The organism is Bacillus sp. CECT 9360 (assembly GCF_918741275.1).
Taxonomy (GTDB): Bacteria; Bacillota; Bacilli; order Bacillales; family DSM-1321; genus Peribacillus.
Genome location: NZ_CAKKNA010000011.1, coordinates 42,237 through 59,343 on the forward strand (window position 1 = coordinate 42,237; position 17,107 = coordinate 59,343).

Below are 17,107 nucleotides of genomic sequence, written 5' to 3' on the forward strand. Positions count from 1 at the left end.
ACTGGCGCTTTGTCTTTTGTATACTTGCCCGTCGTTGTACCTTTTCTTAAAGAAGGAATTAGGATGATTGTTGGAGAATTTTAGGATAGTACTATTCGCACCTTATTCGTAAATGGGTGTTGTTGAAAAAGGAAGGTGTAGGAAATATGACAGAACGGCATTCAGAAATAGATGGGGTCATCACGTATATTCATGAACATATCTATGACCCGCTTCCGCTTTCCCGATTGGCCCGATGTGCAGGCTATAGTCCGTATCATTTCGCGCGTATTTTTAAAGAAAAAATCGGTCTCCCACCCCTCTATTATGTTTCTCTTCCCTCCGTTTGCAAAAGGCAAAAGACTTGTTACTGAGTACGAATCTAAGTGTTCGCGATATCGGATTGGAAATCGGACACCAGAGTCTGGGAACATTCACCCTTCGATTTACCAAGCGGGTAGGCATGACGCCGTCCCATTTTCGGAGCTCGACATTACAAGCAGACAACCACCTCCAATCTTTGCGGAATCTAAAAGATTGGCGTACGCCGCAGCCTATATCAAATCAGCATTTCAGAATTGAAGGGACCGTCCAAGCGGAAATTCCTTTTGAAGGAGTCATTCTAATCGGCTTGTTTGCCAAACCGATTCCCGAAGGACTCCCCCTATACGGAACATTACTTTCTTCCTTGGGGGATTTTTGCTTTACGAACGTCAAACCGGGCACCTATTTTCTGATGGCTACCTCAGTCTCTTGGGGGATGCAGGCCATGGACTTTCTACTTCCGACACAACCTTACGCACTAGATCGAAAGTGCCGATTATAGTCAAACCCTATTCACCAGTCCCCCATCAACTAGTTATACTCCATGTTCCCCGGCTGGATGATCCTCCTATCCTGATTTCCCTGCCCCTATTGATGAATAATTTCCTCAATCGGGTTACTCAACATAGCAATCGATAAGAAACGTATTCATATGCTGCGTGCTAGAATGGAACCACTATAGTAAAGGGGGAGAAAGATATGACTGAACTGGTGTTTAAGCAATTTGAGTTGGCAAGAGGTTGGTGTATTGAAGTGGCAGAATCAGTCCCGGAGGAAATAGTGCATGTACAGCCGGCTGGTTTCAACAATACGATTCAATGGCATATCGGCCATATATTAACGGTTACTGAGTACTTTATGTTAGATATTTCAAAAAAAATGAGCTACCTTCCGGCAAACTATAGCGAATTATTTGTTCCTGGTACCAAACCTGCTGAATGGAAAGGGGATGTACCTACCGCAAATGAGCTTATCACACAACTGAAGGATCAGTTGGTCCGTCTTCAACAAATTCCAGCTGGACACCTAAATGAACTGCTGGAAAAGCCTTTATTTGGATTTGAGACTTATGGGGAATGTGCCGGTTTTGCGTTGTTGCATGAAGCACTCCATATAGGGAAAATGAAAGAGATGAAGCGGGTCATCGAATATAAATTGCCATCCAGCGGAAAGTAAGATTAGAAGTCTCTTTTCCAAATGGTTGACTTTTATATTTATACTAAATATATTTAACGGTATGCTGAGCTTATTAAACAACGACAAATACATTTTACTTTAACAATTTTCTCGCTGTTCAGAAACAGTATTTTGATTAGATTTATTATTTCATTGTTTGGTTAAAAATGAAGAGAATTAAAATTGAAGGAGCTGTATCCAAATGCAAAAAGTACACACATTCCTAATGTTCGAGGGCAAGGCTGAAGAAGCAATGAATTTTTATACCTCTCTATTTGACCAATCTGAAATAACTAGTATTGCCCGTTATGGGGCCAATGAAGCTGGTATAGAGGGAAGCGTGTTTCAGGCTACATTTTCGCTAAAGGGACAAGAGCTTATGTGTATCGACAGCAGCATCAAGCATGAATTTACATTCACTCCTGCCATATCGCTTTATGTAACTTGTGATACAGAGGAAGAAATTGACGCAGCTTTTGAGAAGTTATCCGAAGATGGAGGAGTTCTCATGCCGTTAGCTCCTTATCCATTTAGTGAAAAGTTCGGTTGGGTTGCCGACAAATATGGGGTCACTTGGCAATTGAACCTCGCAAGTAAATAGTAATTACAATCAAGACATTAAATTGCAGTAGGCGGTGACATTATGAACGAATATAAAGTGGTTGTAAAGAATGGAAATGCGACTATCCTGGAGGAATTAATAACAGCTGAGGACGAAAGAGATGTTCTAGGTAATCTTCTTCTAAGAAGCGAATTATTTAATCAAACATTTACGGATATCAGGATATTGAAACGCTGAATTAAAGAGTAAAACCATAGCTGGATTCTGTTATTAGTGAGTATTTAGCTTAGTGATCTTTTGACTACTTTTTATTGTAGCCTCACTTATTTTTTTTCACTTGTTTCTTCTGAAAAAAATAAGGAATAAAGCTAATTCACAAAATTAAATATTACTTCTTCAACTAATGAAAGCTTTACTTCAATATCAAGGTTGCTGCGGCAGCCTTTTTCTTTTGGAACTAACACACAGTTAATTATAAGAATAACTGTATATAAATGGTATAATTTTAATAAGAAGTTTTTAAAAGGGGAGAATGATGTTTAGGGTAATCTTAGAATTAATTCGAATCATCTTATTATTTTTCATTCTTGGCAGTTTAATGGGTGCATTAGCCAAATTCATCTATGCGGGTTTAGGCATAAATGTAGATAATACCAATGGTGGTTGGTTAGCAGGCTTGGCTATTATTATTTTAGTTTTTATATTGTATAGAAATAAGCTTCAATTTTCAGGGTTTTATAAGGGAGAAGGAAGAGAGAAGCTTCCAAAAATAGTTAGTAATTTCTGACTGTTGGTTCAGTCCTCATACGAATGCTAGCTCCCTTATTTAGCTAGTCTACCCAGTAATTTATTAAAACCTTACCAAGTTTCGGACCATTGGCTCTGAATAAAAGGGGTGGTAAAAATGAATTTTATAGACATCTTGGGTGTTTCTATAATAGCCACGCTAATCATTTTTTTGTATAGAAAAATCACTGAGAGAATTAGAGAAGATACTTCAGGTAAAGAAAAATGATTAGTTCCTTTATTTACATTATAGGGTGGTAGATTTAAATGGGCTTAAAAATATTCTTTAGCTGCTTAGCAATTCTAGGCATTTGGGTTATGTGGCATTCAGTAACTGGCAAAAAGGAAGAAGTTGAAGACAGCTTTTTCGGCAATCGTTTCTCTTTCTTTGAAGTTCTTATTGATTTAACAGAGAAAAAAATTCCTCTCATTCTTTTAAGAAGGATTTTTAATTTTATAATAGGATTATTTCTAGCGATAGTAAGTATTATTGGGGTTATTTATTCATAGTGAATGATAGATCGTTGTAGCGGACACTTTATATGAATTAAACAAGGATAGAACACAGGGGGACTCAATTTTTTGGGGAAATGGGCATATTTGTAATATTTTAATAGTCTAATACAACATTTGATCAAATAAATGAATATTCATTTTGAAAGGAAGCAAATAATGAAAACAATAGGACTTATTGGAGGAATGAGCTGGGAGTCTTCGGCTGAATATTACCGGATTATTAACGAAGAAGTAAAAAACAAATTAGGAGGGTTACATTCAGCAAAGTGCCTTTTATATAGCGTTGACTTTGAAGAAATCGAGCGTTATCAATCTGAGGGGGATTGGAAAAAAGCCGGCAAAGTATTGGGCCAGGTTGCATTATCTTTAGAAAAAGGCGGAGCCAATTTCATTGTGATATGCACAAATACAATGCATAAAGTAATAGCTGACATAAAAGAAAAGATCAACATTCCTATTTTACATATTGCGGATGCCACAGCCGATCAAATTAAAAAGCAAGGATTACGTTCAGTAGGTTTGCTTGGTACAAAGTATACAATGGAGCAGGATTTTTACAAATCACGAATCGAATCGAATGGGATAAAGATTATTGTGCCAAATGAAAAGGATAGAGAAATTGTAAATAAAGTGATTTATGAAGAATTATGTTTGGGTAAAGTGGATCAAAAATCAAGAGATTACTATAAGAATGTCATGGAACGCTTAATCCATAACGGAGCCGAAGGAATTATTTTAGGCTGTACAGAAATTGGATTATTAATAAAACCAGAGGATTCTAGAGTTCCGTTGTTTGATACGACTTTCATACACGCGATTGAAGCTGTTAATAGATCTTTGGTAGATTGAATAATTCAATACCGATAAAAGGAAATTTAAACTCAATGATTCAACCGTCTGTATCCCGTACTTAATTTAAAAAGTAACTATCTTTTACTTAAGAAAAGGAGAGAGTCTAATTATGTACGAACTAAAAACAAAAGAAACCGAAAGCAGTGTCATTGAGTTTATTGAAAATGTCGAAAGTCCTAAAAAACGTGAAGATGCATATAAATTATTAGATATCTTTACAGAAACGACCGGTTATAAAGCGAAGATGTGGGGACCGAGTATTATTGGATTTGGCTCATATCATTATAAATATGAATCCGGTCATGAAGGCGATGCGGCAATGGTTGGCTTTTCACCTCGAAAAGCCAAAATCAGTTTGTATTTTGCCACGGGTGACACAAAACGGGAAGAATTGTTACAGGACTTTGGAAAGCACACGACTGGAAAAGCGTGTGTCTATATCAATAAAGTAGCAGACATTGATGTGGATGTTTTAAAAGCATTAATTAACCAATCTGTTGCGTTTTTGAAAGAAATGTATCCGAATAATTAAAATGTCTAAAGAGATTAGTTGAACGAAGATTTTAAAAAGGGCAACTCTGATAGAGTTGTCCTTTGACGTCAGTTTTATTAAAGGAAAATCAAGGCTTTCATTTGGGACTCAGTCGCCTTACTCTTGTTTAAATCCCTACTAACAGATTTAAATGAAAGTGAATGCCGTGGATAAAATGCCAAAGAGATGAGTTTATAAATAATGCTGAAGAAGATGTGTCGGGAAGAAATGGAGGGGTAGGGGCCTTAAAGCTACAATAGTGGAATGCGACATTATAGAATCGCGTTGTGCCTGTTTCAAACTGTTGTACATCGCTTTACCGGCAGCTGAATTGGCAGAATGAATAGTAATGCGGTTAGCAAATAATTTTTCTTTAATCATCATTTGTACAAGCATCAAACCATTCCTAGTTCTATTTAATAAATCGTGGTCCAAAGAGAGATGTTCAATTTTAAAGTTTCGCAATAGCTCTATACACTCGTCAATAGTCTCGACTAACACATAGCCACTAGGCGCTTTCCGACAGTCATCAAGGAAAACGTTAATATTCTCCAATTAATCATACTCCTTCCTTTATGTAGGGAGTAACTAAGAAAAGTCGGTTATGCCCTAGATAATTTGATTTCATATATAAAGTTTAACACAAGTCTCATCAGAATGGCGACTAATCGACAAAAAAGGTAATATATTCTAAAAGGGCTATACCTTTCCTCCTCGCTAGATGGTTCATTAGCTAAGCGTACAATATGTTTGTTTGATAGCCTTCATAATGGGTGGTATGTTAACCATTACGAAACTAATCCTAGTGAAAGAATCCCAGGAGATTTCGCAAAGAAAATAACCTTCATTTCTATCGAAGGATGACAAGAATGACTGTACAAAAACTTAAACAGTGCATAAAAAAGCAGGAATTAAATACTTAGCAGGCAGTGATTAGTGTAAGACGTTTAATTACACTAACTTATTGAAATAGCACAACTTATAAGGAGTATATCTTCTAATATGACAATCCTTAACTTGCTATCAAGGCATTTGAGATATTCTGAGCATAATATTTCTAACTCTTTAATAAAAATTGACTTTTCATAATCTGTTAATGCCATTAATTTCTCCCTACATAAATTCACCTTTAAGCTTTAATTCCTCCCTCATACAGTTTAGACCTAAAATATGAGTTTACCTAATTTAAAAGCCGGATATGTTCAGGAGTGGGATATTTGTCACACTAACGGGATTATCAGCAATAACAGAAACAATTGCAGCAGAAATATGATTGAAAATATGTAACTATTCGTTTTTATGTGGAAATTGATTTGAGCGGTAGAAGAATTACCAATTTTGTGAAGGATAACTTAGATCTCAACATGCCATTAAGTGTTGAATATTGCGAGTAATAGGGGTTAATAAAAATCCACTGCCTTAACCAGGCAGTGGTTTGTGCATTTTCTCTGTTCTTAACTTACTATCTAAGAATTGTTCGAATAGTACCTGTTTTTACTTCCTGTGCGGTTTTCCTATACGCATGCAAGGCTTGCTTCAGGGTGGCATAGGTCTTAATGTTGTTAAAATCAATCCCAAGACTGACCATGGTTTGGGCAATTTCCGGACGAATGCCTGTGATGACAGCTTCCACTCCAAGAAGACGCAAGGAATCAATGACTTGGAAAAGCTGTTGGGCGACCATAGTATCAATGATCGGTACACCTGAAAGGTCCAAAATGAAATAGGAGACATTTAATTTGGTGCTCTGTTTTAACGATTCTTCCAACAAGAATTTTGCACGGTCGGTATCAATCATCCCGATAATGGGGAGAACTGCGACACCATCTTCAAGAGGGACCACGGGCACCGATAGTTCATTGAGAGCCGTCCTGGCCGTTTCCATTAATCGATTGTGGTGATTCACAAAAGCCGCACTAAAGCTCTGGGCGGCCTGGTCAATGATTCGGTGCAGTTTCGTCAGTGACTCACTGTACTCGTCAAACGAGGCCTCTTGTGCACTAGCCTCCTGAGTAATCACACCAGCCATTACTTCACGGTAAATCGGTAATTCATCCAAGGCCACATCAATGGTCATTCCCAAATTGGAACAGTATTCCCCAGTTTGTTCTCCCCAGATAGAAATTTTCTGCAAGGCTACTTCTAGCGGGTCGGTCAATAGCTCCTGGTACATATCAATCAATTTTACTCTCTCATCCATTAACGACTTGGATATGGGTACTTGTTGTTCCGGATGTTTATTGTTCTGAATAGCAGTAATTTTTTCGGCTAGCTCGTATTTTTGTTCCGTTACCTTTTTTGCTACTTCTTCCATATTCCAGCTCATAAAATCACCTTTCAAAATACAATGGCTACTTAGGTTAAATTCATATCAATAATAAACTTCCCTACTTTTCCTGACAACTTGCAAGCCTTATCCAATGTTTGCCGATATTCTGAATGTAGCACAAAATTGCATCATAACTTCACAAACCGTCTTTCCTAATCTATGTGGTTTTTTGGTGGAAACAACACTGTTTTAAAGCTAACGGGACAGGTTAGCAAAAAAGCAAAGATGGTATACAACAGATTTATATTATTAAAAGCACATGAAGGTTAATGAAGGGAAGGGGGATAAATAATGAAAAAGAATAACGTGCGGATTGATAATGTTATGTAAATGGGGTGGAACCTTCTTATATATATAAGGGTTTATATCTAGAGAAGGTAGCTTGCAGCGGTATGGAAGAACTGACCGTGTTGGCCTATTAATAAATGACGAAACCGCATGCCTGTTATCAGGTACGCGGTTTTTTTATGAGAATATTCGGTTTTTCGTCCTTCATCCTGTGCTGGTAATAAGCTTTGGATTCAGCCCGACATAATTGCGAGTTTACAAGCTATTAGGGCTAACCAAGTAATCTTCCAATGCCTGTTGCAGGGTAGCTTTTGTTTCCGCTTTCCTTTCAAACGTTAACCCAAGCCTGGTGATTTTTCGTACAATTTCAGGGCGCAGCCCCGTAATCACGCACTCGCATCCCATCATATTCGTCCCGTCGATGATCTTCATCAGATGATCGATAACTTCTGTCTCCATTTGGGCGATGCCAGAGAGATCCATTACCAAGGTTTCAATTCGCAACTTTCCGATTTCCATCAATACTTTCTCTTCGATTGTGTTCGACCTGTACATGTCCATTTTTCCGATTAAAGGCAGCACGCACACTTTTGGGGTAATGGGAATGATCGGAACGGAAAGATCTTCAACTAAAACCTGCTGTGCATGAATCAACTCATCCTTATAATTAGAATAACTCAGGAAAAAACCATTTAAGAACTGGTCGATTCGATCGTTCACTTGTTTTTCAAGGTTGAAAAAATTCTCATGAGACGCATTTTTTTCTCTCTCTTCCTCAAATTGTTGTAGATGTTTCCACAACGTCCTGCGGATAGATTGGACCCACTCAAGCTTAAAAGATAAGGTCAAACTATGGCTTGCCCATGATACGCCTTCTTCATTAGAGAATTTTCCCAATTCCAATTCATTTCCGGCAAGTACAAACATGACCAGCTTATGGGCGTTGTTTAAGAGGTCAATATTTCCGACTAATAAAATGTCTTCAATCTTATCACGTACATTGACGGCTTCATTTAACAATTCATTTTGAAATTCATTACTATGATGGGAAAAATAATCCACATAATCTTTTTCCAGGGCTAGCCCCATATCTTTCACTCCTGTTCACATTATTAACTGGGAATATTTACTCTTACATTCTATCAATTGTTTCACATCTTGACTATTGATGAAGAGGTTTTTTTCAATGAATTTCTGCCGTATAAGTAAGACGGCGAATTGTAAAAAAAGCTGTCCGATGAGGACAGCCTTTCACGCTTTTGTGGGGTGTTGTTAGTTAGATTGTTCTTTGTTACTGAATAATAGAAGCGCCTGTTAATGATTCAGGTGACATTCCAATCGCTAGCAGGCTGATTTTGGCATAGCCCACATTTCTGAAATCAGTGAACACTTGTTTCACTACTTGGCAATGCATATCATCTTTTACCTTTTGTAATTCCTTTTTATACAAGCGTAAAACAGATCCTTGTACAAAATTAGGGGTATGATTGCCTGGATGCTCGTCTGTAAGTAAACAGCCCATATATTGATACTTGAATTGAAAAGCGCGAGTTAGATTGATTACATCAACAAGCTTTTCAAAAAGGGCAGGATAAGAATTCTGTAACTTATCTAAAGCTTCTTTCGTCTCTTGTAACTCATCTTGGCTTGATAAAGTTATCATGAATGTTTCCTCCTATTGTTTATTCATCCCATGGTTTTTTAACAGTAATATAAGCAGCTAATTCTTTACTTTTCTGTCTTCTGAACTTACGCATCTCCGCTCTTTCTTTGCCAGTATTATAAAGAAATATCTCTTCTTCTGTTTCTGGCACGATGCCTGGTACGTCAACCGGTCGTTTATCCTTACCAAGGGCTACAAAAGTTAAAAATGCAGTAGCGGCGATTCTACGTTCGCCGGTTAATATATCTTCAGCAATTACTTTGCAAAATATTTCCATTGAGGTTGTTCCTGTATAGGTTACAAAGGATTCGACACAGACTGAATCTGTTTGATGGATTGGACATAAGAAATCAATCGAATCCGTGGAAGCAGTTACACATTCTTTCACTCTGGAATGTCTGCGTGCAGATAAAGTCGCGGCGTCATCCAGCTTTTTCATCAACACTCCGCCAAATAGGGTATTATAGTTATTTAAATCAGTTAATAATACTTGAGCAGTATTAATAATCCGGCTTTCTTTAGCTTTTTTTGGTTCCATATGAGGTGGCTCCCTTTCATGTCAAAATCCGAGATGCATGTGCCCCAAAAGGTTATTTGGTGCCTGTAACAAGTGTACGCCCCTATTTTTGGATAGTAAAATGGTTAAATTTTATCTCTAGTATAGATAAAATCTATGTAAATGCTTACATGTATAACCTAAATGCATAGGGAAATTTCGGCATAAAAAAGACGATTCTTTAAAATCAGAACCGTCAGGATATTTGTTTAGGAAAGTCGTTCTTTTGTGAATTGAAGCCATTCTTTTGCAGCATAGGACAAATATTGATCTTTTCCCCATATAAGCGCCAGGTTCCAGCTGATTGAGGGGTTCAATACTCTAACTGGCTTTACATCTTTCGTTAAATGGGAGCAAATACTTTCTGGCAAAAGAGACACCCCTAGTTTCCAGGCAACCATTTCTTCAATAAACGACCACTGTGAACTTTCAGAGATAATATGCGGGTTGAATCCAGCCTGATTACATGAGGCGATAATCCGATCGTATAAAACAAAGTCCTTATTAAACATGATAAAGGATTCATTGGCCAAATCTGCTAAGTTTATTTCCTCATTTTCAGCTAATGGGTGTGATGGAGGAAGGATGAGCAATAAATCTTCTTCCATGAATGAGAAATGCTGAAAGACATCGTTATTGGTAGGGAGGACAACTACCCCAACATCCAGAAGATTGTTAGCCACATCCTCTTCTATTTTCTTTGAACCATCTTCGACCAATTGGAACGTGATACCCGGATGCAATTCATGAAAGGAACCAACGATTTTCAGGAAAATGTGAGCATCGAATATAGGTGGCAGTCCAATGCGAATATGCCCTTTTTCCAGCCCACGCAGGTTGTCCAATTCCGTTTCCAAATTGTTAAATGCTTGATCAATCAGTTTCGCTTGCTCTAAAATGATTCTGCCTGCATCCGTTAGTATCAATTTCTTCCGGGACCGATCAAAAAGAGTAACTCCCAACTCCGTCTCCAAGTTTTTAATCATTTTACTGATCGTTGGTTGGGTGATATACAAATGATCAGCCGCACGGGAAAAACTATTAAACTTTGTCACCTCAATAAAATATTGTAAATGTTTGATATCCATTGTCTTGCACCTGCTTTATGGAGAAATTTAATCTCAAATCTTAAAGAACGGACATTGGTTAAAGCCGTTGAACGAAAGGATTGAAAGAAATGAGATTAGAGCATATAAAAAACCCCCTAGGTATGATATTAAATGTCCGGAGCTTGCCAGCAAAAGGACTAATCAAAAACCAGGAGGCTGTTCACGTAAAAAATAATACAGTCATTGGATCGGCAGTGAGTTACAAAGAGTTCCTGCTAATGTGGCTCAGTGGGCAACCGATGCAAGGTAATACTTTAATTTATTAGACGATGAAAAAATGAAAATTCAAGAATAGAATCCTTAAGAAAATTTCATCATTCGGTTTCGTCCTTGCCATCTTCATCTTTATCTTTATTGAACCATAGTGGTTCTTTGTCATCAACGTCACCATTATAGTTGATTAGGAGTTCTTCTCCTGCTTTTATATCTGTGTATGCATAGAATTCAAATGTATGGTTCTCAAATTTAATATCATAAGTAGCATTAGGCTGATAGGAATGGTTAAAAAGACTGCCATACCCTAACACGACTGCAGAGTGGTTTATTCCATACTCAAACACATAGTCATCAAGTACCGTGTGCTCAATTAACATATGTTCTCTATTAGGATAAGGAATGACTGGTGCGACATGAAAAAGCGTACCTTTTGCTATATCAGTTGTCGCAAATACGCCTCTATTGAATTCCCCATCAGTGAGTGGGGATGTTTTTACTTCGATAATGTTAATCACCTTCGAGTTCTTTTCTTTAATGTTCTTATCTCCATAATCTTGACGGTTTATTATGAAGAAAGCAACTGTTTTAACCAATTAACATAAAAATCCAAAAAAACACACCAAAAATAATTAATTGGCGTGTTTAGAAATTTACTTGTCTCACGCCTAATTCTTTTAAGGCCTGCTGTAAATGAGAATGGGTTTGTATGTCTTTAAAATCCAACCCCATTTTTACGGTTGTTTGAGCGATTACTGGACGTATCCCCGTGATAATTGTTTCTATACCAGTCAGTTTCAGAGCCTTGACAACTTGAAAAATTTTGTCTGCAACCATTGTATCAATCATTGCAACACCAGAAAGATCAAAAATGATTTTGCTTAACTTTAGTCGTTCTCCTTCATTTAATGAAGTGTCCATTATTAATCTAGCTCGATGTGTGTCTATTTCACCTATAATAGGGATAACCGCAATTCCATCGACAATAGGAACAACAGGAACCGATAAGTCTTCGAGTGCAGTATAAGCGATCTTCATTAAGTTGTTGTTGTAGGTCTCGTATGTTTCACCGAAAATACGGAAAAGGTGATCGATTAAAGGGTCGATAATTTTTGAAACGTCCAGCATGGTAATGGCAGCAAATTGCCTTTGCTCCAGTTCTTCAGTAAAGGCATCCCAGATTACATGTCTTAAATTAGAGGTTGCCCTTAATGAATCGCTTAATGATACTTGATACTGAATTGCCGATTCAGCTGTTTTTTTACCCCAGGCCGTAATTTTTAGGGTCACAATATCCAAATCCTCGTACAATGCCTGTCCAAAGTATTTGATTAAATTTGCCCTGAAGTCGACACGTTCAGATAATTTAAAATCAGATTTCTCTACCTCTGGAATACTGATCACATTTTGAGCCAAGATACGATGATTCTGGACGACCTTTTCCCCTATATATCTTAATTCGTCCTTCATAAGAATTTATTCTCCTTATAAAAACTACTTTATATTCAGTATATAGCGGTTCAATATAAAAAAGAAAGTGTAACTTTCTTATTAATAAAAAGTGGCAGTTTAGTTGATTAAGAAAAAATCGTATAATCACAATCTAATCAAAATGATAGAATTGAAACATCTATTTGTATCAATGGGCTTAGGATGTGAAATCTTATATTAAGAGTGGGAATGTCTTGTTTGAACACTAGGCAGACCTTGATCATCTCCTTTTTGTTGATATTTAAACGGATACTAAGGAAATGACTGTTAAAATAAGATGTGGAAAACTTCTCCCACTAAATTGACAATAACGAATCGGATGAAGCAGATAAATTCATTTCCGAATAAAATGATATAAAAGGAGTGTAAAATATGAATCTAAAATATGAAATGATTCCTGATGAAAAAATTGAATACTGTAGAGATCTGTGTAATGAACTTATGGCCTTTCAAAAGTCGAAATCACACATCAAACCGGAATTGTTTGACAACATGAATTTTGATACACGGATGATTCCTTCAATACAAAATGCAATACACAATTATACTGTGATAGTTAGACATGATGATAAAATAGTCGGTTATGTATATTCCAATATCTCTTCTAAAGAAACCTATTCAAATGAATTTGCCACTTTTTTTGACCTTTCTACTGTTCGCGGAAATAACGTAGGTTGTTTATCACAATTTTATATTAAAGAAGATTATCGACAATATGGGATTGGATCTAAACTTTTTGATATGTCCATGAAGTGGTTGACGCAATTTGATGATGTCGAAGATTATTTTATCTATGTCTCAAATGGCAATGATGACGCCTTAGAATTCTATAGACGTAAGGGATTTTCTGTTAGTCATGATATATTGGATGGTTTTATAACCGTTTTACGTCACAAGAATCAGTTTTGATTTTTGAAGATGCAAGCAGATTTTGTGAAAAATAGTGAATGGGAAAGAGATATTTTACAACTTAATAAACTGAATATCTGTAAATTAAAGGTAATTTACATAATAGTATGGAATATTTAATTGATTCATGTAAATAAGGAGGGCTTAAAATGAGTAAATTCGGACTGTATGGAAAGCTTACTGCGATTGAAGGGGAACGTGATACTTTAGTGGAAATTCTTTTAGATGCTGCCCAATCAATGGATGAAATAAACGACTGTGAATTATATGTCGTGAACATCTCTGATAACGACCCTGACTCTGTCTTTGTTTATGAAGTATGGAGTAACGAGAGTGCTCATCAAGCATCCTTATCCCTGGAAGCAACACAAACATTAATCCAGCGTGCGAAGCCAATAATTGCAGGGATGGAGAGAGTTACTACACTGTTCCCAAAAGGAGGAAAGGGCATTTCCACTCAATCATAAAATTGCTAAAAGTTTCTTGGTGATATCCTTCATAAACCGGCTTCCCAAAATAAAGACAGTATTCCGCTTTTTTGAAATTTTCTAATTTTCCCTTGACCTCGTATACTATTAGCGGTAGAGTTATAAAAAAGTGAATATAATTCTTATCCAGAGAGGTGGAGGGACTGGCCCGTTGATACCTCAGCAGCAGACTTTATCGTACTGTGCTAATTCCAGAAGCTCTAGAGCTTGAAGATAAGAAGAGACATGGATTAAGCCGCCAACAACCTCTTCTGTTTCAAGAAGAGGTTTTTATTTTTTGGCCTTACATTTTAAAAATAACGAAAAGGAAGAAGGTATTTTTTATGTCGATTACTTTGACAAAGGCACCATTCAGGGCTGATCATGTAGGAAGTTTATTAAGACCCAAACACTTGCTAGAAGCGAGGTCCAGCTTTAATAACGGAGAGATTAGCGCCGAACAACTAAGAGAGATAGAACTGGCAGAAGTAAAAAGAATCGTTGATAAGCAAGTTGAGGTTGGTCTTAAAGCGGTATCAGATGGTGAATTCAGACGTAACTGGTGGCATACCGACTTCATGGAGAACCTGCTGGGGATAGAAGGATACACTCCGGAAACAGGTTACAAATTCAGCAAGATGGAAACGGATAAGCATGATGTACGTGCTGTAGCGAGAGTAGCATTCAATCCTGAACACCCATTCATTCAACATGCAAAGGAATTGGTTGAAATTGTTGGTGATAGGGCGATTGCCAAAGTAACGATTCCGAGCCCTAACCAGTTCTTCAATGCCGGAGTTATCAACCCGGAAATCTATTCTGATTGGGAAGAGTTTGCTAAGGATATTATTGAAGCATACAGACAAACTATTAAAGCTTTTTATGAGGTAGGAGTACGCTACCTGCAGTTGGACGATGTATATATTGCTGGTCTTTCCGCCCCAGATATCCCTTTTAGTGACGCCAAATACTCACGTGAATATTTAATTGATTTAGCTTTACGTGTCGTCAACGGTGTTCTAGATGATAAGCCTGAGGACCTTTTTGTAACTACCCACCTTTGCAGAGGCAACTATAAGTCTGACTACGCATTTTCCGGAAGCTATGACATTATTGCACCCACCTTGCTAAATAAGGAAAAAGTAGATGGATTTTTCCTTGAGTTCGATGATGAGCGTTCAGGAACATTCGAACCTTTAAAGTATATTCCGAATGGAAGTGATGCACCGCGAGTAGTGCTAGGGTTATTTACTTCTAAGTTTCCTGAGTTAGAAGACAAGGAAGCCATTAAAGATAGGATCAAAGAAGCCTCTCAATACGTACCATTAGAACAGTTGTGCATTAGCCCTCAATGTGGATTCGCTTCTACACATCATGGCAATAACCTGACAGAAGAAGAGCAGTGGAACAAATTAAAGTTAATCGTTGATGTGGCAAAAGAAGTATGGGGTTAATCTAAAAGTTAATTAAAACATAAATGCTGGTGCATAAGTAAGTTATCAGCTGCTGCTCGAAAAGAGGGATGCTTTGCATCCTTTTTTTTCTTGTATGCGCGCCCGGCAGGGGTGAAGTCTAGGCTGCGAGTCCCGAACTGTGAAGGTAGAAGTTACAGATAGCTTAGTGCCAGGATGTCCACGGTGACGTGGAGCAAGCGGCAAACCTCTGGTCTGAGGAACAAGCAATAAATTACACAAAAAAACAAATAGTAATCACTATGGGATAAAAATTGGGAGGTATCTAAATGAAAAAATATCAATTCCCTAAAGGTTTTTTATGGGGAGGGGCAACAGCTGCTAATCAAATTGAAGGCGGATTTGGCGAAGGGAATAAAGGGTTAAATATTGCGGATGTTCTTCCAGGTGGAGAAGAGAGATATAACATATTACTGAATCCAGGTTTTGATTTTGAAATCCATCGAGACGGGTACTACTATCCAAACCATGAAGCGATTGACTTCTATCATCGATATAAAGAAGATATTGCGTTGTTTGCGGAGATGGGGTTTAAGACATTCCGGATGTCGATTGCGTGGACACGAATTTTTCCAAACGGCAATGAGTTGGAGGCAAATGAAGAAGGGTTAGCTTTCTACGAGCGTGTGTTTGATGAATTGCATAAACATGGAATTGAACCAGTCGTAACCATTTCTCACTATGAAATGCCTCTGCATTTGGTTAAAGAGTATGGTGGTTGGAGAAACCGCCAAGTGGTGACTTTTTTTGAACGGTATGTAAAAGCTATTTTCAATCGTTATAAAAATAAAGTAAAGTACTGGATGACCTTTAATGAAATCAATAGCGGCCTGGTCATGCCTATTCAAAGTCTTGGTTTTTCCATTCAAAAAGAAGAGGATAAATACCAGCCAACCTTTCAAGGGTTCCATCATCAATTTGTCGCAAGCGCCATTGCGGTCAAAGCATGCCATGAAATCATTCCTAACTCCAAAATTGGCTGTATGATTCTCTTTGCACCTGTATATTCCTTTGATTCCAATCCAGAAAACGTCATGTATGCCCTTCAGGAAGAACGCCTTTTCAATTACTTTTGTGCAGATGTGCAAGTAAGGGGCGAGTACCCAGCCTTCAGTAAGAGATACTTTAAAGAACATCATATCGAATTAGAAATTCAAGACGGCGATTTAGAATTAATTAAAGAAGGCACTGTTGATTATATAGGATTTAGTTATTACATGTCCCGCACCGAGAAGAAAGTGAAGGCAGAGGGAGAAGCTGCACAAGGGAATATCATTGGCGGCATAAAGAATCCATTTTTAAAAGCAAGTGACTGGGGCTGGGAAATCGACCCGGTAGGATTACGTATTAGCTTAAACAAATTATATGACCGCTACCAGGTACCATTATTTGTTGTAGAAAATGGGTTTGGAGCCTACGACAAAGTAGAAGAGGGCGGCTCCATCAATGATGACTATCGAATTGACTATCTTCGTGAACACATCAAATCTTTGGGTGAAGCGATAGAAGATGGCGTTGAATTAATAGGTTATACAAGCTGGGGGGCCATTGATTTGGTTAGTGCTTCTTCAGGTGAGTTCTCCAAACGTTATGGTTTTATTTATGTTGATAAACACGACGATGGCAGTGGAACATTAGCTCGGAAAAAGAAGAAGTCCTTTTTCTGGTACAAAGACGTCATTGCAACCAACGGGGAAAAATTATAAAGTCGATGTGATCAATTTCAACAGAAAAACATCTGATTCTTATTAAGGGCTACGACGGTAGCTCTTTATTAATTAGAAAAATAAGTTTGTGAATAAGTGTATTTAAACAATTATGAAAGTTTAAATACACGAAAACCTAAAAATAACAATACTTAACTAGACCCATCTTTTGGGGCA

General features: G+C 37.5%; 19 protein-coding genes, 1 pseudogene and 1 riboswitch. Of the genes and pseudogenes, 12 read left to right on the forward strand and 8 right to left on the reverse strand.

Annotation, left to right across the window (positions count from 1 at the left end; translation table 11 throughout):
• Positions 1–146: 146 nt before the first annotated feature.
• From LQ216_RS14320 to LQ216_RS14355, 8 genes and pseudogenes are all read left to right on the forward strand, one after another.
• Positions 147–942, forward strand: a pseudogene (locus tag LQ216_RS14320) (AraC family transcriptional regulator).
• A 60-nt stretch (positions 943–1,002) separates the two neighbouring features.
• On the forward strand, positions 1,003–1,479 hold the full coding sequence (locus LQ216_RS14325; protein ID WP_230130164.1) for a DinB family protein: 477 nt from the start codon (positions 1,003–1,005) through the stop codon (positions 1,477–1,479).
• A gap of 202 nt (positions 1,480–1,681) precedes the next feature.
• Complete coding sequence (locus LQ216_RS14330) at positions 1,682–2,080, forward strand: VOC family protein (protein ID WP_230130165.1); 399 nt, start codon at positions 1,682–1,684, stop codon at positions 2,078–2,080.
• 42 nt (positions 2,081–2,122) lie between these two features.
• Entirely contained in the window at positions 2,123–2,278 is a 156-nt protein-coding gene (locus LQ216_RS14335; protein ID WP_230130166.1) for a hypothetical protein, read from the forward strand.
• A 298-nt stretch (positions 2,279–2,576) separates the two neighbouring features.
• Entirely contained in the window at positions 2,577–2,828 is a 252-nt protein-coding gene (locus LQ216_RS14340; protein WP_230130167.1) for a hypothetical protein, read from the forward strand.
• A gap of 266 nt (positions 2,829–3,094) precedes the next feature.
• Positions 3,095–3,337: a hypothetical protein gene (locus tag LQ216_RS14345; protein ID WP_230130168.1), complete on the forward strand. Its 243-nt coding sequence runs from the start codon at positions 3,095–3,097 to the stop codon at positions 3,335–3,337.
• Between the two features lie 162 nt (positions 3,338–3,499).
• Positions 3,500–4,192, forward strand: coding sequence for an aspartate/glutamate racemase family protein (locus LQ216_RS14350; RefSeq protein ID WP_230130169.1), 693 nt, complete (start codon positions 3,500–3,502; stop codon positions 4,190–4,192).
• 112 nt (positions 4,193–4,304) lie between these two features.
• The gene (locus tag LQ216_RS14355) at positions 4,305–4,727 is read left to right on the forward strand and encodes a DUF1801 domain-containing protein (protein WP_230130170.1); all 423 of its coding nucleotides are present in this window, start codon (positions 4,305–4,307) and stop codon (positions 4,725–4,727) included.
• A gap of 192 nt (positions 4,728–4,919) precedes the next feature.
• Here the strand turns inward: LQ216_RS14355 and LQ216_RS14360 are convergent, their stop codons facing one another.
• The 8 genes from LQ216_RS14360 to LQ216_RS14395 form a co-directional block, all read right to left on the reverse strand.
• Positions 4,920–5,282: a cyclic-phosphate processing receiver domain-containing protein gene (locus LQ216_RS14360; RefSeq protein WP_230130171.1), complete on the reverse strand. Its 363-nt coding sequence runs from the start codon at positions 5,280–5,282 to the stop codon at positions 4,920–4,922.
• A gap of 907 nt (positions 5,283–6,189) precedes the next feature.
• Positions 6,190–7,053, reverse strand: coding sequence for an STAS domain-containing protein (locus LQ216_RS14365; RefSeq protein ID WP_230130172.1), 864 nt, complete (start codon positions 7,051–7,053; stop codon positions 6,190–6,192).
• Between the two features lie 546 nt (positions 7,054–7,599).
• Positions 7,600–8,433: an STAS domain-containing protein gene (locus tag LQ216_RS14370; RefSeq protein WP_230130173.1), complete on the reverse strand. Its 834-nt coding sequence runs from the start codon at positions 8,431–8,433 to the stop codon at positions 7,600–7,602.
• 202 nt (positions 8,434–8,635) lie between these two features.
• Positions 8,636–9,007, reverse strand: coding sequence for a hypothetical protein (locus LQ216_RS14375; RefSeq protein ID WP_230130174.1), 372 nt, complete (start codon positions 9,005–9,007; stop codon positions 8,636–8,638).
• A gap of 19 nt (positions 9,008–9,026) precedes the next feature.
• A complete protein-coding gene (locus LQ216_RS14380) occupies positions 9,027–9,545 on the reverse strand; it encodes an acyl-CoA thioesterase (RefSeq protein ID WP_117308509.1) in 519 nt (172 codons plus the stop codon).
• 227 nt (positions 9,546–9,772) lie between these two features.
• The gene (locus tag LQ216_RS14385) at positions 9,773–10,651 is read right to left on the reverse strand and encodes a LysR family transcriptional regulator (protein ID WP_230130175.1); all 879 of its coding nucleotides are present in this window, start codon (positions 10,649–10,651) and stop codon (positions 9,773–9,775) included.
• Between the two features lie 335 nt (positions 10,652–10,986).
• The gene (locus LQ216_RS14390) at positions 10,987–11,403 is read right to left on the reverse strand and encodes an SET domain-containing protein (RefSeq protein ID WP_230130285.1); all 417 of its coding nucleotides are present in this window, start codon (positions 11,401–11,403) and stop codon (positions 10,987–10,989) included.
• Positions 11,404–11,530: 127 nt separating this feature from the next.
• On the reverse strand, positions 11,531–12,355 hold the full coding sequence (locus tag LQ216_RS14395) for an STAS domain-containing protein (RefSeq protein WP_230130176.1): 825 nt from the start codon (positions 12,353–12,355) through the stop codon (positions 11,531–11,533).
• A gap of 393 nt (positions 12,356–12,748) precedes the next feature.
• Here LQ216_RS14395 and LQ216_RS14400 point away from each other — a divergent pair, with 393 nt between their 5' ends.
• The 4 genes from LQ216_RS14400 (at position 12,749) to LQ216_RS14415 (ending at position 16,930) form a co-directional block, all read left to right on the forward strand.
• Positions 12,749–13,285 (forward strand): GNAT family N-acetyltransferase, encoded by a 537-nt coding sequence (locus LQ216_RS14400; RefSeq protein ID WP_230130177.1) that lies wholly within the window; start codon positions 12,749–12,751, stop codon positions 13,283–13,285.
• 149 nt (positions 13,286–13,434) lie between these two features.
• The gene (locus tag LQ216_RS14405; RefSeq protein WP_230130178.1) at positions 13,435–13,752 is read left to right on the forward strand and encodes a putative quinol monooxygenase; all 318 of its coding nucleotides are present in this window, start codon (positions 13,435–13,437) and stop codon (positions 13,750–13,752) included.
• Positions 13,753–13,892: 140 nt separating this feature from the next.
• Positions 13,893–13,993: riboswitch (SAM riboswitch) on the forward strand.
• Positions 13,994–14,096: 103 nt separating this feature from the next.
• Positions 14,097–15,206, forward strand: a complete 1,110-nt coding sequence (locus LQ216_RS14410; RefSeq protein ID WP_230130179.1) for a 5-methyltetrahydropteroyltriglutamate--homocysteine S-methyltransferase — start codon at positions 14,097–14,099, stop codon at positions 15,204–15,206.
• Between the two features lie 287 nt (positions 15,207–15,493).
• Complete coding sequence (locus LQ216_RS14415) at positions 15,494–16,930, forward strand: 6-phospho-beta-glucosidase (protein ID WP_230130180.1); 1,437 nt, start codon at positions 15,494–15,496, stop codon at positions 16,928–16,930.
• Positions 16,931–17,107 lie beyond the last annotated feature (177 nt).